The organism is Paenibacillus sp. FSL R10-2736, assembly GCF_038000245.1.
GTDB lineage: Bacteria > Bacillota > Bacilli > Paenibacillales > Paenibacillaceae > Paenibacillus_AQ > Paenibacillus_AQ phytohabitans.
This window is the reverse complement of the sequence record NZ_JBBOBN010000001.1, coordinates 318869-342305: the sequence shown is the minus strand read 5'-3', so window position 1 is coordinate 342305 and position 23437 is coordinate 318869. Positions and strand designations below refer to the sequence as shown.

Here is a 23437-nt window from a genome sequence, read left to right as displayed (position 1 = left end):
GTAAATGCTTCAGGAATTTGATTCCTGAAAACTGAATCCGAAACGAATCTGCGTTGTTCGAAATTTGGATAAGCCCTCGACCGATTAGTATTGGTCAGCTCCATGCATTGCTGCACTTCCACCTCCAACCTATCTACCTCGTCGTCTTCAAGGGGTCTTACTAATTGGGAAATCTCATCTTGAGGGGGGCTTCACGCTTAGATGCTTTCAGCGCTTATCCCGTCCGTACGTAGCTACTCAGCCATGCTCCTGGCGGAACAACTGATGCACCAGCGGTACGTCCATCCCGGTCCTCTCGTACTAAGGACAGCTCCTCTCAAATTTCCTGCGCCCACGACAGATAGGGACCGAACTGTCTCACGACGTTCTGAACCCAGCTCGCGTACCGCTTTAATGGGCGAACAGCCCAACCCTTGGGACCTACTTCAGCCCCAGGATGCGATGAGCCGACATCGAGGTGCCAAACCTCCCCGTCGATGTGGACTCTTGGGGGAGATAAGCCTGTTATCCCCAGGGTAGCTTTTATCCGTTGAGCGATGGCCCTTCCATGCGGTACCACCGGATCACTAAGTCCGACTTTCGTCCCTGCTCGACTTGTAGGTCTCGCAGTCAAGCTCCCTTATGCCTTTGCACTCTGCGAATGATTTCCAACCATTCTGAGGGAACCTTTGAACGCCTCCGTTACTCTTTAGGAGGCGACCGCCCCAGTCAAACTGCCCGCCTGACACGGTCCCCGTACCCGGTAAGGGTACTAGGTTAGAACCTAGATACGATCAGGGTGGTATCCCAACGGCGCCTCCGCAGAAGCTTGCGCTCCTGCCTCAACGGCTCCCACCTATCCTGTACAGATCGTACCCAAATTCAATATCAAGCTGCAGTAAAGCTCCATGGGGTCTTTCCGTCTTGTCGCGGGTAACCTGCATCTTCACAGGTATTAAAATTTCACCGGATCTCTCGTTGAGACAGCGCCCAAGTCGTTACGCCATTCGTGCGGGTCAGAATTTACCTGACAAGGAATTTCGCTACCTTAGGACCGTTATAGTTACGGCCGCCGTTTACTGGGGCTTCGGTTCACAGCTTCGGGTTTAACCCCTAACCACTCCCCTTAACCTTCCAGCACCGGGCAGGCGTCAGCCCGTATACTTCGCCTTGCGGCTTCGCACAGACCTGTGTTTTTGCTAAACAGTCGCTTGGGCCTTTTCACTGCGGCCCCCTCGGGCTATTCACCCTACCGAGGCACCTCTTCTCCCGAAGTTACGAGGTCATTTTGCCGAGTTCCTTAACGAGAGTTCTTCCGCGCGCCTTAGAATTCTCTTCTCGCCTACCTGTGTCGGTTTGCGGTACGGGCACCTTCTCCTGGCTAGAGGCTTTTCTTGGCAGTGTGAGATCATGACCTTCGCTACTACAATTTTCGCTCCCCATCACAGCCCAGCCTTAATGATGTGCGGATTTGCCTACACATCAGCCTCACTGCTTAGACGGACACATCCATCAGTCCGCGTCACTACCCTCCTGCGTCACCCCATCGCTCATAGCGGATTACGGTGGTACAGTAATTTCAAACTGTTGTCCTTCGACTACGCCTTTCGGCCTCGCCTTAGGTCCCGACTTACCCTGAGCGGACGAGCCTTCCTCAGGAAACCTTGGGCTTTCGGCGGATCAGATTCTCACTGATCTTTTCGTTACTCATACCGGCATTCTCACTTGTATGCTGTCCAGCGCTCCTTACGGTACACCTTCAACCTACATACAACGCTCCCCTACCCCAGATACAAAGTATCTAGCCATAGCTTCGGTGGTGTGTTTAGCCCCGTTACATTTTCGGCGCAGAGTCACTCGACCAGTGAGCTATTACGCACTCTTTCAATGGTGGCTGCTTCTAAGCCAACATCCTGGTTGTCTGTGCAACTCCACATCCTTTCCCACTTAACACACACTTGGGGACCTTAGCTGATGGTCTGGGCTGTTTCCCTTTTGACAATGGATCTTAGCACTCACTGTCTGACTCCCGGCAAGAAGTTAATGGCATTCGGAGTTTGACTGAGCTTGGTAACCCTTGCGGGCCCCGCACCCAATCAGTGCTCTACCTCCACCACTCCATTCACCGAGGCTAGCCCTAAAGCTATTTCGGGGAGAACCAGCTATCTCCGAGTTCGATTGGAATTTCTCCGCTACCCCCACCTCATCCCCGCATTTTTCAACATGCGTGGGTTCGGGCCTCCAGTGCGTGTTACCGCACCTTCACCCTGGACAGGGGTAGATCACACGGTTTCGGGTCTACGTCCACATACTCAATCGCCCTATTCAGACTCGCTTTCGCTGCGGCTCCGGCTTCTCACCTTAACCTTGCATGTTAAACGTAACTCGCCGGTTCATTCTACAAAAGGCACGCCATCACCCAGTAATAGGGCTCTGACTTTTTGTAAGCACACGGTTTCAGGTTCTATTTCACTCCCCTTCCGGGGTGCTTTTCACCTTTCCCTCACGGTACTGTTTCACTATCGGTCGCCAGGTAGTATTTAGCCTTAGCAGATGGTCCTGCTGGATTCATACGGGGTTTCACGTGCCCCGCACTACTCGGGATCCGTCTCGGAGAGAACACAGTTTAGGCTACAGGGCTTTTACCTCTATCGCGGGCCTTTCCAGACCTCTTCGCCTACCATATTCCTTTGTAACTCCATGTGAGACGTCCCACAACCCCAAGAGGCAAGCCTCTTGGTTTAGGCTGTTCCGCGTTCGCTCGCCGCTACTGACGGAATCACTATTGTTTTCTCTTCCTCAGGGTACTTAGATGTTTCAGTTCCCCTGGTCTGCCTCTGCGTATCCTATGTATTCAGATACGAGTAACTGCGAATTACCACAGCTGGGTTTCCCCATTCGGACACCCCCGGATCAAAGCTTGCTTACAGCTCCCCGAGGCAGTTTCGTTGTTCGCCACGTCCTTCGTCGGCTCCTGGCGCCTAGGCATCCTCCGTGTGCTCTTATTAGCTTAACCACAATTTTCTCCGCAGGAGAAATATTGAACATTGAATTGCTTCAAAGCCCGTTATTTCCTGACGAATGAATTGTATCAACTAATAACTATTTCAACTTGCTTACACAAGTTTCAGCTAAAAGATGTTCTAAAACGCAAATTCGTTTCGGTATCCAGTTTTCAAGGATCAAGTTCTTGCATATAATCTTGTAAAGAAGTATTGGTGGAGCCAAGCGGGATCGAACCGCTGACCTCCTGCTTGCAAGGCAGGCGCTCTCCCAGCTGAGCTATGGCCCCATATAGGTATTCAATTCTAAAATGTTATATGGTGGGCCTTGGTGGACTCGAACCACCGACCTCACCCTTATCAGAGGTGCGCTCTAACCAACTGAGCTAAAAGCCCATATAACAGATAACATTGTGAATCAACCAATAAATTGATTGTTCGCTTGGCGGCGTCCTACTCTCCCAGGACCCTTCGGTCCAAGTACCATCGGCGCTGGAGGGCTTAACGGTCGTGTTCGGGATGGGTACGTGTGGAACCCCTCCGCTATCGCCACCAAACGCATACGAAAGAGACTTGCTCTTTCAAAACTGAACACGAGTGAGTGTCCGAACCCGAAGGTTCTATTGTGGAAGCTTTAGCTTCCGATTTGAATGTCACCGTTGCAGGTGACGATTCTCCATAGAAAGGAGGTGATCCAGCCGCACCTTCCGATACGGCTACCTTGTTACGACTTCACCCCAATCATCTACCCCACCTTCGGCGGCTGGCTCCCTTGCGGGTTACCCCACCGACTTCGGGTGTTGTAAACTCTCGTGGTGTGACGGGCGGTGTGTACAAGACCCGGGAACGTATTCACCGCGGCATGCTGATCCGCGATTACTAGCAATTCCGACTTCATGCAGGCGAGTTGCAGCCTGCAATCCGAACTGAGACCGGCTTTGCTGGGATTGGCTCCACCTCGCGGTTTCGCTTCCCGTTGTACCGGCCATTGTAGTACGTGTGTAGCCCAGGTCATAAGGGGCATGATGATTTGACGTCATCCCCACCTTCCTCCGGTTTGTCACCGGCAGTCACTCTAGAGTGCCCAGCTTCACCTGCTGGCAACTAAAGTCAAGGGTTGCGCTCGTTGCGGGACTTAACCCAACATCTCACGACACGAGCTGACGACAACCATGCACCACCTGTCTCCGATGCTCCGAAGAGGGGCACTATCTCTAATGCTTTCATCGGGATGTCAAGACCTGGTAAGGTTCTTCGCGTTGCTTCGAATTAAACCACATACTCCACTGCTTGTGCGGGTCCCCGTCAATTCCTTTGAGTTTCAGTCTTGCGACCGTACTCCCCAGGCGGAGTGCTTACTGTGTTAACTTCGGCACCAAGGGTATCGAAACCCCTAACACCTAGCACTCATCGTTTACGGCGTGGACTACCAGGGTATCTAATCCTGTTTGCTCCCCACGCTTTCGCGCCTCAGCGTCAGTTACAGCCCAGAAAGTCGCCTTCGCCACTGGTGTTCCTCCACATATCTACGCATTTCACCGCTACACGTGGAATTCCACTTTCCTCTTCTGTACTCAAGTCACCCAGTTTCCAGTGCGACCCCAGGTTGAGCCCAAGGTTTAAACACCAGACTTAAATGACCGCCTGCGCGCGCTTTACGCCCAATAATTCCGGACAACGCTTGCCCCCTACGTATTACCGCGGCTGCTGGCACGTAGTTAGCCGGGGCTTTCTTCTCAGGTACCGTCACTCCGGCAGCAGTTACTCTACCGGACGTTCTTCCCTGGCAACAGAGCTTTACGATCCGAAAACCTTCATCACTCACGCGGCATTGCTCCGTCAGGCTTTCGCCCATTGCGGAAGATTCCCTACTGCTGCCTCCCGTAGGAGTCTGGGCCGTGTCTCAGTCCCAGTGTGGCCGTTCACCCTCTCAGGTCGGCTACGCATCGTCGCCTTGGTGAGCCGTTACCCCACCAACTAGCTAATGCGCCGCAGGCCCATCCCCAAGTGGCAGATTGCTCCGCCTTTCATTCTCTCTTCAGGAGAGGAAAGAAATTATCCGGTATTAGCTACCGTTTCCGGTAGTTATCCCAGTCTTGAGGGCAGGTTGCCTACGTGTTACTCACCCGTCCGCCGCTAAGTAAGAATGGAAGCAAGCTTCCATTCAAACTCCGCTCGACTTGCATGTATTAGGCATGCCGCCAGCGTTCGTCCTGAGCCAGGATCAAACTCTCCAAATTGGTTTTAGAAAGAGCGATTGCTCATTTTGAAACATCTGACGAGAATTTTCATTCTCACGATGAGATTCCCAAAGCGTATAAGACGCTGTGAAACTCATCATTTTTGGAAGTCACTTTCGTGATTTCCCACTCACTCGTTGTTCAGTTTTCAAAGATCAATGTCTCATTTTAGTTCTTCACCGCATCTCAGCGGCGACCTTTATAATATATCATAGTGTTTCGTTGTTTGGCAAGCTTTTTTTGAAAAAGTTATTTTTCATTATTTCCTGCCTGCAGCACCCTTTTAAACATTCAAAAGGAGCGCGAGATATAATGTATCATGCCGGCTCCCTTTTAGTCAAGCTATTAGGTTAATTTTATTTGTTCTGGTCTTATAGCCTTTAGAATTCAATGTTTGAACTGTGAGGAACGTCCTCCCCACGCGTACTTGGACAACTCCTTCTGTGGGGCAAAACGTGCATACATACGGAATACGGTTTTATATCGATTGGCAATAGCGTGTCTGATATTCTGATCTAAACGCTGATCGCTCAAATCCAGAAGCATTTCATCCAGCTCTTTGCGCAAAACATAGTCCAGCTCCTTGCATTCCTTCTCATTGAACAACATCCCGAGCATATGCTTGGCCTCCTTCATGAAATTCATAGCTATCAACAACCATCAAATGCCGTGTCTTCTACTGTAGAAAATAGACCATTCGATGTGGGAAGCTCCAATTGTACTGCTTACACTAGATTAACCGGAGCATAGGATCTATAACCATAATTAAAAAAAATTCCATTATGGTCTCTTTATATCCAAATTCCGACTATGGGACCAATTTATTTGGCTTTTAATGTTATGCTCAATTCCCATAAATTTTATGATAAAAGTGAAAATGTAATTGTACTCTCAATGATTGCGGCAACGAACAGCAGAATAACAATCCATACCGAAGCGGTAAAAGTCTGCCGCATGAACGCCCGCCAATGGTCCGCTTCCCTCTCATTTCTCTTTCCCGCCCGAAACAGGGCGGACAAAGCTTTGCCTCCGAATTTCAGACCAAAGGCACAGGCAATAATGATTGCCGGAATCTCGATAATCCCGTGCGGCAGCAATCCTTTTACAATCAGGGTGAACAGGTCCTGTCCCTGTATTGCGGACAGATGAATCAGATAACCAATGACCGCACCGTTAATCAGCAGGAAGAACACCGGCAATATTCCAAACAGTGCTCCTAGAAATATAATGACCACGCTTTTGATGCTGTTGTTCAGAAAGATAAATACAAAAAAGCTCCATTGCGGATTAGAGGATTCTCTAAGGCTCCCGCTGATTTCGCTGATTCCTTTCAACTGCTCGTTCAGCAGCTGCTGCAGACTTCCCGTACCGATCCAGCCAATTACTCCGCCGGCTATGAATAACAAGGCTGCTGTCAGCAGCGCTTTGCGGATCGTTCCCAGATCTTTAATAAACGTATTAAAAGATAACATGTGTACCTCCTGAAATGATATCGCTCTTTAAAAGCATTTGCTGCGGTTTTATATCTGCGGTCATAAGCGCCCTGTACGAGCATACATTTAGAACAAACAAGCATTTCGCATGGGAGAGGAGCGCTGACATTATGAATTCTTTTTATGTATTCAGCGGCAAAAAGATAAAACGGTTCATTTACATCTTTGCTGCTGCGCTTCTTACCGCCGGCGTCGTTTATGTCGAGAGGGGCAATATTACTGTTTTCTCGGAAGCAGCCCCTTCCGCCATTTACAGCGTGCCGACGGAAAAGAAGCTGATCGCCTTAACCTTTGATATTAGCTGGGGGGAAAAGAGACCTGAACCGATCCTGAAGGTGCTGGAAGACAAAAAGGTGGATAAGGCTACCTTCTTCCTGTCCTCCCCTTGGAGCAAGACACATCCTGAGATTGTCACCAGCATCAAAGACGCCGGATATGAGATTGGCAGCCACGGCCACAAGCATGTGAACTACAGTACGCTGAGTAATGAAGAAATCCGTACGCAAATTACTACCGCCCATACGGTATTAACCGAGCTGACGGGAACACAGCCTAATCTGATCAGAATGCCTAACGGCGATTTTGACAAAAGAGTGCTGCAGGTCGCCTCTGACCTTGGTTATAAGGTCATTCAATGGGATACGGATTCGCTGGACTGGAAGAACATCGGTGTGGATAATATCGTGAACCGTGTGACGAGCAAGGCCCATCCCGGAGATATCGTACTGCTGCATGCCAGTGACTCCTGTAAGCAGACTCATGAGGCATTGCCGCAAATCATTGATAAGCTGCGCAGCCAGGGATATGAATTCGTTACTGTCTCTGAACTAATCAGCCAAAGCAGTGCCGAAGGCAAGGAAGTCCGCGACTCCGCTTGGCTGGATAATGGCTTGGAAGACGCTGCCGGCATGTAGATTTGGCCTATTCTGAACGCAGCCGCTGCAGGGGATAGTTATCTGTTAGTGGCGCGGAGAAATAAGCTCGGAAATATCAGGAGTAGGTGTATTTAGTTTCGGATAACTCAGGTCAAGCCCCTCCAGCGTTTTCACCACAATGGCCAGCGCCAGGTAATTGCGGTACCATCGGTGATTCGCCGGAATCCAGTACCATGGGGCTTTCTCTATGCTGCTTTGCTCAAAAACATCTTCATAGGCCTTTTGATAATCGTCCCAGTATTCACGCTCCTGCAGATCACTGGCGTCGAACTTCCAATGTTTCGCCGGATCATGAAGCCGCTCCTGGATCTTCTCCAGCTGCTTCTCCTTGGAGATATGCAGAAAGAGCTTGATTACCGTTGTCCCCTCTTCCGCCAGCATTTCCTCAAACTGGCGGATGTAGCGGAAACGCCGCTTGGCATCCTCTTTCTTCAGACTGCCGTGCACACGCGGTACCAGTACATCTTCATAATGTGAACGGTTAAACGCAGCAATATAGCCTTTGGGCGGTGTTTTCATATGGACTCTCCACAGGAAATCGTGAGCTTCCTCCTCCAGAGAGGGCTTCTTGAAGCTGGTAACGATGAACCCTTGCGGGTTGATGCCGGAGAAAATATGCTTAACGGTCCCGTCCTTCCCGCTGGAATCCATTCCTTGAAGAATTACGAGCAGGGAATGCTTCTTCTGTGCAAAAAGGATATCCTGAAGCTCAGCCAGCCGTTTCTTCAGCTTCTCCATTTTGGCTTCCGCTTCTTCTTTGGATTTGAATTCGCCGCGTTCATTGGGATCGAGGTCCTTCAGGCGTGTTTCACTTGTGTCTTTTATCATATAACGCTTAATGTTCATATATTCCCTCCTCCACTCTGTTCTTTAAGATTAACCTCTTAAAGTTGATTTTAACCGTTCCGCACAAGCAATGCCAAAACCCCGCCACCCTGAGTGTATTCAGGTGAGCGGGGTTTTGGTTTATGGACTTTTAAATTGAGGCCGGTTTCAAAATCCGGTGCAGCATCAAAATCTGGAACGCATTGCAAGCGACCAGCGGAACCAGAATAAAAATGGTGGCGCTGTCTACGCCGATCCGGAGTACACCGATAATCTCAACAATGGTGATGGCGGTCATAAAGAAAAAGGTTGGAATCCAAGCCGAAGCGTTGGTACCCCGCATTTTGAACCAGGAAACAATAATTGCGGTAAGCAGAATCCCTAGACCCAAAATCAGGTCAGATGCAACACTCCGGTCCCCGCTCACAAATGTACGCAGGAAAACCAGTTCAAGCAGCGCGAGCACTGCCAGCACCAGTTGTATGTACCGCCATGCCTTGCGCGGGAACACGCCGGTGCCCATGTAATTAAGAATCAGATAAGCGAAGAACCCCAGCTGTGCATATACACTGACGAGCACTCCGTAGCCAAAAAGGATCAGGGAGTAAAGTAAAAGGTCGGCGGTGCTCTTGAAATCGATTCCGCCATTGACTATCTGCAGGGCAAGACCGGCAATCACGGCCCCTCCTGCTCCGATCAAAAGCGTGGTCCAGAATAAATAAAACCATTTTCTTAAGTTCAGCGCTTTCACCTCCCCGTGTCAGATTTATTTTACCAAGGTTACCGTCAAAAAACCATTACACTCCAACATAAATGTGTGCCCCCGCGGCATACTACAGTCAGTAACTCTATAAAGGAGGGCAGCGCCAATGAAATGGAGGACTTTGTGGTCTGGAGGCTTGGCACTCGGCTTGGTTATGGCCTTAACGGCCTGCGGAGGCGAACAGAGCAGCAGTTCTTCTTCCGGACAGGGCGGATATAAGGAAATGAAGACGATGGTTGTAGATATATTGAAAAGTGATGAGGGAAAAAAAGCGGTTGAGGAGGCCCTCTCCACCCCCAGCTCCGGTGAAAGCAGCACAAGCGGGCTGAGCATGAAAATGATGCCGATGCAAACAACCGAGCAGATCCGGATCGCGGTTAAAGACACCATCACAGCTCCTGAGTACCAGAAGGAAATCGAAAAGATCATGACGGACCCGCAGTTTGCCGGGGAGTTCGCCAAAGCGATTAATACGCAGAGCAAGGAATTGCATCTTCAATTAATCAAGGACCCCACTTATCAAAAGTCTGTCGAAGAAATTATGAAATCGCCTGAAATGATGAAAATGTTCCTCGACCTTACTAAGACTTCCGATTACCGCAAGCAATCCATGACCATTATGCAGGAGGCCATGCAGAACCCGCTCTTCCGTATGGAAGTGCTTGATCTGCTCAAAACTGTAGTACAGGAAGAGCTGCAGCCTAAGGTACAGAAAAAGGATGCCGAAAAAGGCGGCGGGGGCGGCGGAGAGGAACAGGAAAGCGGGGGCGACAGTCAGAAGCAGGAAGGCGGAGATGATTCCGGCTCCTAAAATAACATACATTCTATTCAAAAAAGGCCTTGCCCCATATGGGACAGGCCTTTTTGTGTTGCAAACAAATTACTCAGCGCTTACTCCTCGTACTTAGCGATCAGCTTGTCTGCAATTTCTGCAAATAACCCTCCGGTTGGCGTATCAGCCTTATACACTGACGGTGAGAAATCAGGCTCAGAGATATGGTTGTCCGGTGCACCGAGCGGCACCTGGGCCAGCAGCTCTGTATGCAGCGTTTCGGCCAGACGGGCACCTCCGCCGCGTCCGAAGATATAATCTTTCTTGCCGCAGGAGGAACATTCATAATACGCCATATTCTCGATGACCCCAAGAATCTCATGATCCGTCTGCAGAGCCATAGAGCCTGCTCTGGCAGCCACAAAGGCCGCCGTAGCATGAGGGGTGGTTACAATGATCTCCTTGCTGTGAGGCAGCATCTGGTGCACGTCAAGCGCCACATCGCCCGTTCCCGGAGGCAGATCCAGCAGCAGGTAATCCAGCTCGCCCCAGCCTACATCGCTGAAGAACTGGCGTAGCATTTTGCCAAGCATCGGCCCTCTCCAGATAACCGGACTATTCTCACGGATGAAGAAGCCCATCGACATGACCTTCACTCCGAATCGTTCCACCGGAATGATGATGCCCTCTTCCACGACTGGTCCCTCTTCAATCCCCATCATATCCGGGATACTGAAGCCGTAAATGTCGGCATCGATCAGACCGACCTTTTTACCTTTTCTGGCTAGTGCTACGGCCAGGTTCACCGTCACCGTAGACTTTCCCACTCCGCCCTTGCCGCTGGCGATCGCGATGAAGTTAACACCCGAATTCTCGTTGATCAGCTCATGCCCCTCAAGGCCCGCTGCATGGCCTTTCAGCTTCTCGCCTTGTTCTGATTCCTGCTCGTCCTCTGAACTCTCTCCACGGAGTATAGCGCGTTCATAATCGGTGGCATCACGCAGACGGATATGAATATTATCCGCTCCACCCTCAGTAAGCAAATCGCGAACCTGCTGCTCCAGCTCCATACGCTGCTTCTCCTCGGAGTCAAGACACACGACAGATAGTGAGATCCGGTCTTCTTTAATCATGATATCGCGGATCAGCTGTAATTCAACAAGGCTTTTTCCGGATTCCGGGTCTGTGAGCGGCTGCAAAAGTTCCTGAATTTGTTCCCTAGTCAGCATGGAAAGCACCTCTGTTCCTTCCCGGACGGGTAAGCTCCGGTATTTTCGTCTATTATAGCATTACCCTCCGGCGGAAGAGTAGTCCCACCCTATGGCTGCTCAGAGGTATACCGCAGGATCCCCCGGTAGATACTGGTTGCCACCTTCCGTTGATACACATCGTCTCCAAGCAGAACGGATTCCTCAGGATGGGATAGGAACCCTACCTCAACTAAGACAGCCGGCATCTTTAATACTTTTAATAAATAAATAGTGTTCGCAGTCTTGGCCACACGGTCTGTATTCTCAAGGGTAGCCTTCAGCTCATCCTGTACCAATCCGGCCAACGCCTTGTTGCCCTCATTGCTTGGATAATAGAAGGTTTGGGCTCCGCTCCAGCGGTTCGAAGGAATACTGTTCATATGTACGCTGATAAACAGATCGGCGCCCTTCTCCTCGATACTTCTGACCCGCTGCTTCAGATCCTCCGTCTTGCGTCTGGCATACCCTTTGGTGCTGTCCTGGGCCAGATCATAATCCCCTTCCCGGGTCATTACTACAATAGCTCCCGCCTGCTGCAGATAATCGCGTAAATAGAGGGACACTGATAAGTTGATATCCTTCTCAATCAGCCCCTCCCGGCTCACCGCGCCGCCATCCGGACCCCCGTGGCCCGCATCAATGGCAATTACCTTGCCGGAAAGCGGCAGACTCCAATAATTGATCGTCTTGGCAGTCGGCATATCATAAGCAATGATACCGATCATCACAGCGAGTAATGCAGCGCCCAGGATGCTTTTTTTGATGCTGCTCCAAGAGATCCAGACCGAGACTTTATGCTGCTGTCGGCCAGACATAACAAAGACCCCCTCGTCCCGATAGATTCTACTCATCTATATGGGACAAGAGGGCCAAATAGTACTGGCTGTTTAAGCTTGGACCGAAACTTCCGGTGACATGCCTTCAATCAGAATCTGCGCCACTTCAGGGCGCGTGAATTCAGGTGGCGGACATTGTCCGTCGCGAAGAAGTGCCCGCACCTTAGTTCCGGAGAGCGTCAAATGCTGATCGCCCGGATGCGGGCAGGTTTTGCTGGAGGCCATATTGCCGCATTTCACACAGAAGAAGCTATGCTCGAAGAATAATGGCGTAATGCCTAGTTCCTCGGCGGTAAAGTTCGCAAAGATCTCCTGCGCTTCGTATGTGCCGTAGTAGTCACCCACACCGGCATGATCACGACCGACAATAAAATGTGTGCAGCCGTAATTCTTGCGTACCATCGCATGGAATATAGCTTCACGCGGTCCGGCATAACGCATTGCCGCCGGGAATACGCCCAGGAATGTGCGGTTCTCCGGATAATAATTCTCCAGGAGCGCAAGATAACTCTTCATCCGCACATTGGCCGGCACATCGTCAGACTTGGTTTCACCCACAAGCGGATTCAGGAACAGAGCGTCTACAACCTCCATAGCACATTTCTGGATGTACTCATGAGCGCGGTGTACCGGATTGCGTGTCTGGAAGCCCACAACGGTTCTCCAGCCTTTATCCGCGAAGATCTGACGGGTCTCGGCAGGGTCGAAATAGAACTCACCGAATTTCTCAGGCTGCGGCCGGTTCAGTACAGTTATAGGACCACCTACATAAGTTGCCGGACGGGCGAGCAGTTTGCTTACGCCAGGATGCTCTGAATCGGTTGTCTTGAACACATTCTGCGCTTCCAGCTGCTGATCCACTTCGTAGATGCTTTCAATATCAAGCAGTCCGTAGACTACACCGTCTTCTTCACCAATCAGCGACACTCTGTCACCTACTGCAAGGGATGCCGCCTGCTTGTCATCTACAGAGAGTGTGATAGGAATGCTCCATACGGTTCCATCTGCCAGACGCATGCTTGTGACTACAGAATGGTAGTCCGCTTCATTTAAGAAACCCGTGAGCGGCGAAAATGCCCCTACACCAATCAAATCCAAATCAGATAATGTCCATGTATTAAGAGCAATTGATTTATTGGCTGAAGCCTGCTGCAGCAGTTCTTCTCTTTCCGCACCCTCTGCTATACGCTGAACCAGTGCTCCTCCATGAGGAAGTATTGAAGTCATCCTTGTTCTCTCCTCCTGTGTGCAATGCTAGTGTGTTATTTGTGCAATCCACATTCTGTTTTGTCTGATCCGGACCATCTTCCGGCACGCGGATCTTCACCAGGCATAACCGCCCGGGTGCATTGCTCACAGCCGATACTAGGGAAGTTACGGTCATGAAGCGGGTTATAGACCACATCATTCTCGCGGATATAACTCCATACATCCTCTGTGGTCCAGTTCGCAATCGGATTAAACTTTACAAGGCCAAATTTGTTATCATACTCTACCTTTTTGGAGTTGGCGCGGGTTGGCGCCTGGTCACGGCGGATTCCGGTAATCCAAGCGTCGTATTGCGAAAGAATACGCGTGAGCGGCTCAACCTTACGGATGGCGCAGCATTGATTCGGGTCAGTGTTCCAAAGCGCCTCACCATACTGCAGTGCCTGCTCTTCTACTGTAATCTGCGGCGATACACGGACGAACTCCATTCCGTACTTGTCAGCCATAACATCTCTTGTCTCATAGGTTTCCTTGAAGTGATAATCGGTATCGAGATAGAACACATCTGTCGACGGGCTGACCTTCTGGATCATATCCACCAGTACTACATCCTCGGCACCAAAACTGCAGGCAAACGTTATATTAGGAAAAGTCTCTACCGCCCAGCGGATAATCTCTTCGGGAGTGGCATTCTCCAATTCTTCAGCTTTAACTTTGATTAAATCCTCTTTCTCAAGCAGATTCATCTAATCTTCCTCCATCCGGATATAGCCAAGATCGAATCCTCTGAGAGATTAATCCCGACTAATTCTATATGGTATAGTATATCCGTTTCAGTGGCGAAGTCAATGGGTTTTATTCATTTTGGAATAAAGTATGCGGGGAATTAATATTTGGATGATAAATACAATAAAAAAGCTCCCGGCCATAAGGCTGAGAGCTTGAGTTCCTTTAGAACAAGGGAATAGATATTATTTAATTGTTAGTTACAGCTTGTGTAAACATTTCGAAATGTTGTTCTTCAGTATACTCATTTGTTATGCGACCCTCTGAAGTATAAGAAAGCTCATTATGACGTGAATATATTAACAAGTTATCTTCAACTTTTGTATAAAATAATTCAAGGTTATCTATGTTTTTAGTCTGCATCTCATTACTGTATTCAACTTTAGCTTTGCTTATAGATAAAGTTAAAACTTTCTTTCCCTCATAGGGACCATAAATTACTGAAACATTAGATTCGGTATTTACATTTTTAATAAGTTTTCCTTTCTCGTCTGTATACGTAATCACGACAGTATTCCGAAGTTCCTCTTTCGTCTCTTTATCAATATTGACAAAGATTGATTCTACTTCCAATCCAGGAATGGCTGGTACTTTTGCAGTATCTATATATTCTTTTATAGTGTCATTAGTTTTTGTGAAGTTTTGTTGTTCTGAAGAGCATCCTATTATCGTAATCAGTAATAAAATAACCACCATTAATTTTCCGGTTTTCATGGTTCCTCCTTTATTTAAACAGATATCAGGATCGTATTGTAGGGTGTCGATAACATACCACTATTTTACAGAATTCACAAAGTGTAAACAACTCTTAATGTTTCGAGAACTGTGGAGCAAGACGAGCGGCTCTGAGGCATGTTTCTTACGTTCAGACAGGGCATAGCTGCGCTCGATCAGTGTCACCGTAGCTGCTGCAAGTACTGGATGCAGCCCATTAAGCCGGGACAAGGATTTAAGCTGTACCTGATCAAGCGTCAGCATCGCGCTTCGCCTCCTCTTTAACGGCCGGAAAGATCATAAACAGATCCTGCCGCCGGGTATACATGAGTACGGTCAGGATTACCAGCCCCAGCGTTGTTCCAGTCTGTGCAATATCCCAGCCTTGGGATTTCAGTGCGGCATACACAGCGGAATCCCCAGATGCGATTGAGAAACGAATCCAGAACGCCACGGCCATCTTGACCGTATATGCTCCCAGGAAGAAGAACGCCGCAAGCATGAATAAGCTCACCACCCTGGCGCGGAGTCTTTTCCGAAAGTATAGAAAAAGTGCAGCCATAAGCAGCAGCGCACAAATAAATGATATAAGATAAGCAATCAACAGCAAGATATCAATGCCCCCCATGATTAACACCCCGATCGTATATTAGAAATTCAGCAAAACCGTTGTTCCGGATCTCCTCTTGTATGTCCTTCGAAGTATCCTTGTACCTGGCAATCGCAAATGATACCCTGCGGGATGCCCGCGCCAGCTCCTGCTCTCTCTCTTTATGCTGGGGCGATAAACGTTTCATCCATCGTCTAAACACGGTTATCCTCCCCTGTCCTCATCATTGCCGGGATTGTTACTTGCGGCATGGTCTATTTTGAGCCCCTGCAGTACTTGGAGTGTCGGTGCCATAAAGTCTGACCGCTCTTTGTCGAGGATACTTTGCAGCCGGTCCCGGTCCTCCTCGGCACGATCCAGCAGCTCACGCGGCACCCATTTTCCGCGCCGGATGTCTCTCACAAAGCCAAATACTACAAAGACCAGTACCAATGCCAAAATGTAAGCAAGTCCATATTTATCTGTGAGCGGCAGCAGCTTTTCCAAAATTAATACATTGTTGCTATCCATTCCCCCGCTCCTCTCTCTGATATAAAAAGCCCCCGAGGGAGCTTCGAGGGCAAAATAAAAACGCCATTATGGGCGCTAGCGATTTATCTATTCAACAGGCAATGGGTTCCGATCTCTTCCGGTTCAGATGCGGCCAAGCTAAACACTAGTTAAGCATTGTCGGCCAGGAGTGCCTGAACCTCATCTCGGATCACGAGGGGTACCTGCTCAATTATTTTGAGTCCCTTACGGATCAGGCTTGCATATACCTGCGGCATTATACGTCCCCCCCTATCAGGGGCAGTACTATCTCGTACAGTTCAACCAGGGCAAGCTGTGCGCTTGTGGCCTCATCTTGAGCAGACTGTAATTGCTCATACGTCTCCGTCAATGCTATCCGAGTTTGTGCCAGCTCCTCGCGGACCTGCTCGATTTCCGTCAGTTCCGGTGGCTTATTGGCTTCGGCCTCCTGGTAGGCTTCCCAGGCTGCTTGCAGCTCGGCTTTTGTGGGCTGTGGTTCGTCTAAATTCCAGACGGCGATATACGGGCCACGCTCTACCAGGTCGTAAGCTTCGCCCTCTAAGAGCAGATTATAGTCGATGCCGTAACGGTAGTGTATGCCGTTAATGGGTTCCTCGCCCTCTTCCGGGGGCTTGATCTCATAACGGACACGGCCTTTTTCTTCGGCTCCCTGGCGCAGGATAGGTTCCAGGCCGTTGTCCCAAACTTCAAAGTCTTTTAACGCATCAACCTTAGGAAAAATAAATTTTATTGCTGCTGGGATATTCATCTGATAGACCCTCCTTTTATGCCACTCTAATTATTTCAAGTCTAGTTACATCGTTTCCACCCGTAACGGTAAGCACATTACTGCTCCACGCTTGAATAGTGAAAATTTCTCCAGCTGGTAAATAGAGTAATATTTCCCCTGAGAGCAAAACGTGCATGCTAACTGAACCAGCATTTTTCACATCCACCGTGTAGCCAGCGCTACCGTTTTGAAGAACTCTTAGCTGACATTGAACCGTGGGCGGGACATTCGCGACTAACCCGGAAGCTTTAACTTTGTACCATCCCGTGGCTGGAGAAGTAAACACTCCAGTGGTTCCGTTGTATCCACCGGTTTGATTAGTGGATACGCTGCCGTATTTAATCAATGTATAAACACTGGCTGATATGGGGTGATCTGTAACCGTTCCAGCCCACACGATTGTCCTGGAGGCGTACGTATTATCTCCCCAAGGGTTAATAACACCTTCACCCAATGATATTATTCCTCCGCTAGTTGTAAATGAAACTCCCGCCAATGTGTTGGCATTCCCGCCGACTTTGCCTGATTCCATTGCATAATAGGCGTTTGAGTTAGCGATGCCAGTACACCATGTCATAAAAGTATTCGCGGCACTTCGAGAAATCAACGCCGCCCATTTATTAGATATCACGCATGATGCAAGAACAGCAGAACCACCATAGATAACGAAACCAGCATTTGAAGCATCCGCCGCAGTTGCTGAACAAGTATTAAAATATGTCCAGGAACAATAACTAAATTCAAAAGAATTGGAATTATTTGTTGTGCTCGTGAGGCCGGTAAGCGTAACAGGCACAGTATTTGAAGCTCCTAACGCTTTTACGATGTTTACGGTAGCAGTTCCCGTAATCGCAAAACTTCCTTTTCCAAAAAAACCTTTAATTACAATCGACTCAGCATAAGTCCCCATCGCAACATTGATATTCACATCGTGGTTAATTGCTTTAGGGAGCGAGTCAATAGCTTTTTGAATCGTCTTAAACGCCCCACCCGCCGTATTCCCCAGCCCCGTATTCCCATCATTCCCATCCGTCCGCACATAGTAAGTAATATCCGCCGTGGTCTGCTGCGGTGTAGTGGTTAGATTAGCCTTAGTATTCAGCTGCCCCTGAATCCCCGCTGTCACGCCGTCCAGGTAACCAAACTCTGCATTGGATACAACACCCGTCCCGATCTTGGAAGCATCAATCGCTGCTGCGGTATTAACGTCTGCATTAACAATCGCCCCAGCGGTGATTGTAGCTGTCCCCGCTCCTGCAGCCATCGTGATATCTCCGGAGACCGCCGGGAGACGCGCGGCGGCAAGCGTTCCGCTCGACAAGTCCGCAGCGGATCGTGTAGGCAAGTCCGCCAAGGATGCCCCTGTTTTGCTGAGCTTGGTCCAGGCAATGGCTGCCGAGGCATTTACATCCGCATCCACAATTACACCGGCTGCAATCGCAGTCACACCGTCCCCTGTACTGGTTACATCACCAGTGTGATTAGGGTGCGTGTATACCGTGGCATTCGTGCCATTGATGGTGATTACTCCGTTTGATGCTGAATTGGCTACAACAGTAGCCCCGGCTGCAATGCCATCCAATTTGGCTTTATCTGCGGCCGACTCCAGTCCGGCAGTTGTCGTAGTTGCTACAGCGGTTGAGGCTTTGGCATTCCAGGTTGATTTCTCAGTATCGGTAACGAATCTATTTGAAGCATCTTGCACAATGATGCCCGGCGGATGTGTGGCTGGGTGAGTATAGTTATTGGCTCCCGCTGCCACTCCATCCAGTTTCGCCTTATCGGCAGCCGATTGAAATCCGGCCACTGTTGTTGTAGCCACTGCGTGCGCCGTACCTCCAGCACCAATATGGGCGGTTAAATTAGCCTGGACGGCATTAGCCTTAGCCGTAGCATCTGTCGCAGCCGCTGCCTGAGCAGCAGCCGCTTTTGTGGTTGCGTCAGCTGCCGCTGCGGTCTTGGCTGCATCGGCCTTGTCCTGTGCTCCCGCAGGTGTCTCCTTAGCATTCCAGGCAGTCCGCTCTGCCGCCGTAAGATGCCGCGTGGCGTCATCCGCATGCACCTTAGCCGCTTCCAGCGTTGTGGCCGGCGCAGTCCGCCAAGAAGACTTGCCTGTGATAGATTTGATCATATTGGCCAGCCAGCCCAGCAGGGTTGTAATAGTGCCAGTATCACCTGTCGGGGCTATAGTATCAGATATTGTCCGGTTGCCTATAACCGTGTCTGATGCCGAGCCAGCTCCACCAGCTCCCGCAGTAATTCCCGAGAGTTTGTTTTTCTCGGTCGTGGTGTAGTCATTGGCGGACAGCCCCTTGCCGGATATCTTATCAATCTTTGCAGCGTCAACAGCGTCCAACTCGGACTTTTTCGCGAATACTAGCGATTCATCAATCACCGCCTTAATATTCGCCGCGGTCCCAACGACAACAACGCAGTCAAATGCCTTCTCAATGATATCCGTCCCGCCGCCGGGTGCGATATAATCAGCTGTCACTCCGGCATTGGCATACGCGTACAGGATCTCTCCGCCATCCGGATCTTGAGCGAATACCCCAACCTCCCGGAAATAAAAGCCTGTGGTGATATCGGCGTTGGACAGAGTCGTGCCGATAATCACTTTGTTAGGCGGTTGCATCTGAAGACGCGCAATAGGCAAGCTTTTCTTGAGAGATATCAGCGCATTCAGTGCGGGTACGGATTGTCCGCTAAGCGATCCGTCACCAATGGCGATCCTGGTATAATTGAGCTGCGTTCCCGCCTGTGCTTTTCCTTGCAGCGCCAATCCTTTATTGGTTAATGTCATGCCTCCAAATACTGCCACATGATTCACTCCCTAAATCGTAATGTGTTCCCCGAAATGTAAAAAGCCGCCGAAGTAAAAGGGCAGCTGCTCAGCTTGTGAAATTGTGACGCTGTCCAGCACAGCTGACAAACGCTTGACAGCATCAACGGCGGCAATGAACTCCTGCGCCCGCTCCGAAGTCACATCGGCATTGTTGGTGACTACCCGGAAATGATGCGGCTCCCCGCCATACTGCCACCATTCTTCCACTGCCCCTTGGCCAAACAAGATCGCAATCAGGTCCTCTACCGCTCCGGCCGTACCTTTATGCCTGTGAAATGGTATGGCATTTTTGATTAGCAACCGTTTTTGATCCAAAGGCAGATCCGGATCATAATAGGGCGGCTTGAACTGCCAGGCCAGTTCATCTGCTTCTGCATTTGTCCACTCTGCTGACCGCCCGAACAGCTCCAGGCCGGCAATCATACTGCTTGTCTCTTGCAGCTGTATATCCAGCGCAACAGCAGCCGCAGCCATCGCAGGATCATTGCGGATGGGAAGCGGCAGCAGATCAAACAGACTTACGGTCTGAATATTAATCATCTGCCAACCCTCCGTAAGTGATTGTCGTTGTGCCAGTCTGAGCAATCTGGGTTGCTGACAGAACCGTGTACCCGGGAGCTGCCGCGACCACCCGAAGCGCCCCGGCAGCCATGATTCGGGCTATCAGCTCCGAAGGGTTAATATCCCGGCCCAGCTTGGAACGCTGCCAGAGCTGATAAGCAGCAACTGCCGCCGATACGGCTGCCTGGATACCCGGTACCTCAGCAGTCCGGCTGCGGCTGATATAATAGGTAACTTCTGTGTTAAAGCTGACTGGTTGTGGCGCACTCACGGTTACCAGATCTGTCAGTGGCCGGATCCCCCGGTCTTCCAAGGTCTCGGCAATGGAACTCATTACATCCTCACCGGGAATCTGCCCCTCGGCAAGTAAGGGAACGACCGTAACACGGCCTGCTGCCGGAGAGTACGCATGGACATCCAGGATCGCAGAGGATGTGGACTTAGCCCAGAATTCGTAAGCTCCCTGTGGACCAGCCGTCGAATAGGATTCCGGTGCATTGCGGATACGTTCTTTGAAAGCTTCATCCGTTTCTGCAGCGGCTCCACCGGAGCTGGTTGTCAGATTGGTTACAGATTGGACAAAGGGCAACGGGTCCATCTGAACATTAATCTGTCCGGGCAAGAATCCGTTCCCTATCGTTCCGGAGTCGGAGCATTGTGCCGTTGCAATACCCACCGTCTCTCCCGCCGGAATTTCCAGATACTCCGTAGTTGTAAAATAGATTGAACCATTGCCGCCCTGCGCCCCAACGCGGGTTCCTGCAGGAATCGAAGTCACTGAAGCCAGCGGAATGGATAAAACAAACTGAAGAGTGACGATTGCCGCCGACGCCTTCAAGCGCTTTGAACCCTGAAAAGCACCCATATGATCCAGGAGCGTCCCGGAGGCATAGCGCAGCAGATTTCCTTTGGCCGTCTGATTAATAAGCACCTTCTGCTGTACAATGACAGCTGCCAGCGAGGACAAAAAAAGCCGCACCGGATCGGCAGGCTGCAAAGTGCGTCCAGCAAGGCCTTCATATACAGTGATCACATTCTGCTGTACGGCTGCTGTGTCCTCTTCGGCGAAGAGAATTTCCGGTAATTCAGCATATTCCAATTCCTATTCCTCCTCTGCCAGAGTATATTTCACTACAACTGCCAAACGGCCGTTAAGCGAGTCTTCTTTATCTTTGGGGAAAGAAACATCGGCTACCGAGGCGCGCGGCTCCTGTTCTGTGATGGCTGTGATGATTTCTGCGGTCAGGCGGGTTTCGGCAATGAATGCAGGCTCATCAATAATCGTGTAGTCCAAGCCAACCTCCCGGGCCAACGGAGCGCTTCCCCACGGAGTAGCAAGGATCATCCGAATATTCTGAGAGACTTCTTCCTCAACCGTTAACGGACTGAAATTGATCAGGGTGGGTTGTGTCATATCCACGGTATACATCATTTCACATACTCCTCAAGTGAGATCGTGACCTGTGCGTCCAAAACATTGCCGATGCTGTCCAGCCTGCTCCAATCCTGGGACAACCCACTGATCACCCACAGTCCGACTCCCACATTCTTACGTCCTATGACAAGCGGCATCGCTTTACCGGCACGGTCGAGTTCTGTGAGCCTATCGAGTTCTTTACGCGGATTAAGGCCAAGCGCAGCGGAGAAATGGACCGCAAACGAAACAGAATCTGCCCCGGGTCCCACAAATTCCTTTTTGGGCTTTTGACCGATAATGTCGTGCTGTGCCCACCGGCTGGAGCTGCTGCGCTTGAATTCATCTATAGTGCGAATTGCACCTTCCGCAACGACAAAAACGACCGGCCCTAGACTGCCAATCTTGTTCATTTTATATTCTTGTTGTTGGTCTGGCTTAGCTATACTGCTCATCCGGTTCCGCCTCCCACTCCATCATTAAATGCGCTAGCCGACACTTTGCCTGTTACCGTTAAATCTCCCTCGATCCTCACCCCGCCGCTACCTTTAACATTTAGTCTTCTGGCCGTACGGTCATAATAGACATAACTGCCATCCTCAAACCATACCCCCCGCTGATCCTTGCTGCCTGAAGGCTGATCATCTTCTGCAAAGTACGTTCCCAAGCAAAAACCTGCCGAACGCCCGTTATCCAGAAAAGCGCACAGCACCCTCTCGCCCGGCAGCGGTATCGCATTGCCCCTTCCCCAACCGCCCGGCGTGAGAACCGGCAATTCGCCAGAAACCATATCATCGCGGTCTGCAAAAGAAACCCTGACACTTCCCGCTGCCACATTAACTGTGGATACCCTGCCAATAAGAATCAATTCTACCACCCCAATACTTTGCGAATTTCCAGATTTGTTGTGTACCCGCTGCTTCCAATCGAATGCCTGGCGGATTCTATAATGTATTTCCCGTCAAACCGTTGCCAGCCCTTGATATTAATGGTTAGTCCCGTAGCCATCCGCATATCTCCCATGAGGGATAGGGTTCCTTTTCCGCCTTCTTTATTGCGCTCCCGAAGCCTTTTACGGGCTAGCCGCAGAGCATCGGCCTGACTATCGACTTGCTCATTGATCTTAAGCACAGGACCACTCTTCGGCGCACCCTCAGGTGTGTAAGTAGCCTTAAGGGACTCCTTCCCTTGGGAGGGAGTATAAGTAACTGTACATGCCCGGAAAGCAGAATATGCAGTATTTAGCGCAAAGCTGTACCCTGTCACATTAGCCTCCCCGCGCACAATCGTCGCGACCCCCGCTTTTTGTTCATATTCCATTTCATCAAAAAGAACCAGGCTCCCGCCGGATACTTTAATGGCGATGCCCTCTTGAGTAGCCGTGTTCAGCAAAAAAGCCAAGTCCGACATTTCCGACTGCTCCAGACGTTCATAAGAAGGATTGTCCTGCGCCTCATAAATTAATTTCAGTTTAGCGCGTTTGGCAACTTGAGCGGCTACCGTTTTCAAATTCGTTTTCTCCCAGCTGCGCGAGCTGCGTTGCATCCGAATCTCGGAGGTAATGGGAAGTGAAACCGCCTTAATGGATATCGTGTCAGGGGGACCGTTAAAATCGATACTGTCCACCTCAAAGGTTCCCAGCGGCAGCTTCTTGATTTCCCCCGGTTTTCCCCAGTTAACAGTCCGGATAGAAGCAACCAGCTGATCTCCTTCAACAGGTGCCCAAGGCCCCTGCCAATTGCGCTCCCGGTCCTCCAGCGAAACTGTAAGATCGTCCAGAGAACCGGAGGCAGCATCGTTATATTGAAAGTCCGTTAGCGATTTCGCAATATCCACCGTGACATCCTTCCCGTTATACCGAAGCTCCAGTACTGCTCTGCGTGCATCCTGCATGGATTCCATC

23 protein-coding genes, 2 tRNA genes and 3 rRNA genes are annotated in these 23437 nt (G+C 50.2%); 2 read left to right on the top strand and 26 right to left on the bottom strand.

What is annotated here, in order from left to right; all coding sequences use genetic code 11:
- Positions 1 to 64: 64 nt before the first annotated feature.
- From NSQ73_RS01555 to NSQ73_RS01525, 7 genes are all read right to left on the bottom strand, one after another.
- Positions 65 to 2995: ribosomal RNA gene (locus tag NSQ73_RS01555) — 23S ribosomal RNA — on the bottom strand.
- 200 nt (positions 2996 to 3195) lie between these two features.
- A tRNA-Ala gene (locus tag NSQ73_RS01550) sits at positions 3196 to 3271 on the bottom strand.
- A 29-nt stretch (positions 3272 to 3300) separates the two neighbouring features.
- Positions 3301 to 3377: transfer RNA gene (locus NSQ73_RS01545), tRNA-Ile, on the bottom strand.
- A gap of 44 nt (positions 3378 to 3421) precedes the next feature.
- Positions 3422 to 3538: ribosomal RNA gene (rrf, locus tag NSQ73_RS01540) — 5S ribosomal RNA — on the bottom strand.
- Positions 3539 to 3663: 125 nt separating this feature from the next.
- Positions 3664 to 5221: ribosomal RNA gene (locus NSQ73_RS01535) — 16S ribosomal RNA — on the bottom strand.
- Together the 16S, 23S and 5S rRNA genes with 2 tRNA genes alongside form the textbook arrangement of a ribosomal RNA operon.
- Before the next feature lie 387 nt (positions 5222 to 5608).
- Positions 5609 to 5839: a hypothetical protein gene (locus tag NSQ73_RS01530; RefSeq protein WP_025336637.1), complete on the bottom strand. Its 231-nt coding sequence runs from the start codon at positions 5837 to 5839 to the stop codon at positions 5609 to 5611.
- Positions 5840 to 6081: 242 nt separating this feature from the next.
- Positions 6082 to 6693: a stage II sporulation protein M gene (locus NSQ73_RS01525; protein ID WP_340985182.1), complete on the bottom strand. Its 612-nt coding sequence runs from the start codon at positions 6691 to 6693 to the stop codon at positions 6082 to 6084.
- A 131-nt stretch (positions 6694 to 6824) separates the two neighbouring features.
- Here NSQ73_RS01525 and pdaB point away from each other — a divergent pair, with 131 nt between their 5' ends.
- Positions 6825 to 7628: a polysaccharide deacetylase family sporulation protein PdaB gene (gene pdaB / locus NSQ73_RS01520; protein WP_042239954.1), complete on the top strand. Its 804-nt coding sequence runs from the start codon at positions 6825 to 6827 to the stop codon at positions 7626 to 7628.
- Between the two features lie 45 nt (positions 7629 to 7673).
- Here pdaB and NSQ73_RS01515 read toward each other — a convergent pair whose 3' ends face one another.
- Together NSQ73_RS01515 and NSQ73_RS01510 are read right to left on the bottom strand one after the other, a co-directional pair.
- Positions 7674 to 8495 (bottom strand): PPK2 family polyphosphate kinase, encoded by an 822-nt coding sequence (locus tag NSQ73_RS01515; protein ID WP_042217852.1) that lies wholly within the window; start codon positions 8493 to 8495, stop codon positions 7674 to 7676.
- 130 nt (positions 8496 to 8625) lie between these two features.
- Positions 8626 to 9216, bottom strand: coding sequence for a KinB-signaling pathway activation protein (locus NSQ73_RS01510; RefSeq protein ID WP_042141718.1), 591 nt, complete (start codon positions 9214 to 9216; stop codon positions 8626 to 8628).
- Between the two features lie 127 nt (positions 9217 to 9343).
- Here NSQ73_RS01510 and gerD point away from each other — a divergent pair, with 127 nt between their 5' ends.
- On the top strand, positions 9344 to 10048 hold the full coding sequence (gene gerD / locus NSQ73_RS01505; RefSeq protein ID WP_042140123.1) for a spore germination lipoprotein GerD: 705 nt from the start codon (positions 9344 to 9346) through the stop codon (positions 10046 to 10048).
- An 80-nt stretch (positions 10049 to 10128) separates the two neighbouring features.
- On the opposite strand, the gene NSQ73_RS01500 is transcribed toward gerD, so the two are convergent.
- The 17 genes from NSQ73_RS01500 to NSQ73_RS01420 form a co-directional block, all read right to left on the bottom strand.
- Positions 10129 to 11238: an Mrp/NBP35 family ATP-binding protein gene (locus tag NSQ73_RS01500; RefSeq protein WP_171720433.1), complete on the bottom strand. Its 1110-nt coding sequence runs from the start codon at positions 11236 to 11238 to the stop codon at positions 10129 to 10131.
- 89 nt (positions 11239 to 11327) lie between these two features.
- Positions 11328 to 12074, bottom strand: coding sequence for an N-acetylmuramoyl-L-alanine amidase CwlD (gene cwlD / locus NSQ73_RS01495; protein WP_039310349.1), 747 nt, complete (start codon positions 12072 to 12074; stop codon positions 11328 to 11330).
- Positions 12075 to 12146: 72 nt separating this feature from the next.
- Complete coding sequence (gene sat, locus NSQ73_RS01490; protein ID WP_340985181.1) at positions 12147 to 13322, bottom strand: sulfate adenylyltransferase; 1176 nt, start codon at positions 13320 to 13322, stop codon at positions 12147 to 12149.
- A gap of 35 nt (positions 13323 to 13357) precedes the next feature.
- Positions 13358 to 14050 carry a phosphoadenylyl-sulfate reductase gene (locus NSQ73_RS01485; protein WP_340985180.1) on the bottom strand — a complete coding sequence of 231 codons (693 nt, stop codon included), beginning with the start codon at positions 14048 to 14050 and terminating at the stop codon, positions 13358 to 13360.
- A gap of 229 nt (positions 14051 to 14279) precedes the next feature.
- Positions 14280 to 14804 (bottom strand): hypothetical protein, encoded by a 525-nt coding sequence (locus NSQ73_RS01480; RefSeq protein ID WP_340985179.1) that lies wholly within the window; start codon positions 14802 to 14804, stop codon positions 14280 to 14282.
- Between the two features lie 60 nt (positions 14805 to 14864).
- Positions 14865 to 15068 carry a hypothetical protein gene (locus tag NSQ73_RS01475; RefSeq protein ID WP_340985178.1) on the bottom strand — a complete coding sequence of 68 codons (204 nt, stop codon included), beginning with the start codon at positions 15066 to 15068 and terminating at the stop codon, positions 14865 to 14867.
- Complete coding sequence (locus tag NSQ73_RS01470) at positions 15055 to 15306, bottom strand: hypothetical protein (RefSeq protein ID WP_171720437.1); 252 nt, start codon at positions 15304 to 15306, stop codon at positions 15055 to 15057. Before NSQ73_RS01470 ends, NSQ73_RS01475 begins: the two co-directional genes overlap by 14 nt.
- Before the next feature lie 312 nt (positions 15307 to 15618).
- The gene (locus NSQ73_RS01465; RefSeq protein WP_340985177.1) at positions 15619 to 15924 is read right to left on the bottom strand and encodes a hypothetical protein; all 306 of its coding nucleotides are present in this window, start codon (positions 15922 to 15924) and stop codon (positions 15619 to 15621) included.
- A 149-nt stretch (positions 15925 to 16073) separates the two neighbouring features.
- Positions 16074 to 16181: a CD1375 family protein gene (locus tag NSQ73_RS01460; RefSeq protein WP_340985176.1), complete on the bottom strand. Its 108-nt coding sequence runs from the start codon at positions 16179 to 16181 to the stop codon at positions 16074 to 16076.
- Entirely contained in the window at positions 16181 to 16693 is a 513-nt protein-coding gene (locus tag NSQ73_RS01455) for an XkdW family protein (RefSeq protein ID WP_340985175.1), read from the bottom strand. The genes NSQ73_RS01460 and NSQ73_RS01455 overlap by 1 nt, the downstream gene beginning before the upstream one ends.
- Positions 16694 to 16709: 16 nt before the next feature.
- Entirely contained in the window at positions 16710 to 19535 is a 2826-nt protein-coding gene (locus NSQ73_RS01450) for a hypothetical protein (RefSeq protein ID WP_340985174.1), read from the bottom strand.
- A 12-nt stretch (positions 19536 to 19547) separates the two neighbouring features.
- Positions 19548 to 20099 (bottom strand): phage tail protein I, encoded by a 552-nt coding sequence (locus NSQ73_RS01445; protein ID WP_171720440.1) that lies wholly within the window; start codon positions 20097 to 20099, stop codon positions 19548 to 19550.
- A complete protein-coding gene (locus tag NSQ73_RS01440; RefSeq protein ID WP_340985173.1) occupies positions 20092 to 21219 on the bottom strand; it encodes a baseplate assembly protein in 1128 nt (375 codons plus the stop codon). The genes NSQ73_RS01445 and NSQ73_RS01440 overlap by 8 nt, the downstream gene beginning before the upstream one ends.
- Positions 21220 to 21222: 3 nt before the next feature.
- Positions 21223 to 21552, bottom strand: a complete 330-nt coding sequence (locus tag NSQ73_RS01435; protein WP_340985172.1) for a GPW/gp25 family protein — start codon at positions 21550 to 21552, stop codon at positions 21223 to 21225.
- Entirely contained in the window at positions 21549 to 21989 is a 441-nt protein-coding gene (locus NSQ73_RS01430) for a phage tail protein (protein ID WP_340985171.1), read from the bottom strand. The genes NSQ73_RS01435 and NSQ73_RS01430 overlap by 4 nt, the downstream gene beginning before the upstream one ends.
- Complete coding sequence (locus NSQ73_RS01425) at positions 21986 to 22411, bottom strand: phage baseplate assembly protein V (protein ID WP_340985170.1); 426 nt, start codon at positions 22409 to 22411, stop codon at positions 21986 to 21988. The genes NSQ73_RS01430 and NSQ73_RS01425 overlap by 4 nt, the downstream gene beginning before the upstream one ends.
- Complete coding sequence (locus NSQ73_RS01420) at positions 22405 to 23436, bottom strand: phage late control D family protein (RefSeq protein WP_340985169.1); 1032 nt, start codon at positions 23434 to 23436, stop codon at positions 22405 to 22407. Before NSQ73_RS01420 ends, NSQ73_RS01425 begins: the two co-directional genes overlap by 7 nt.
- Between the last annotated feature and the right edge of the window lies 1 nt (position 23437).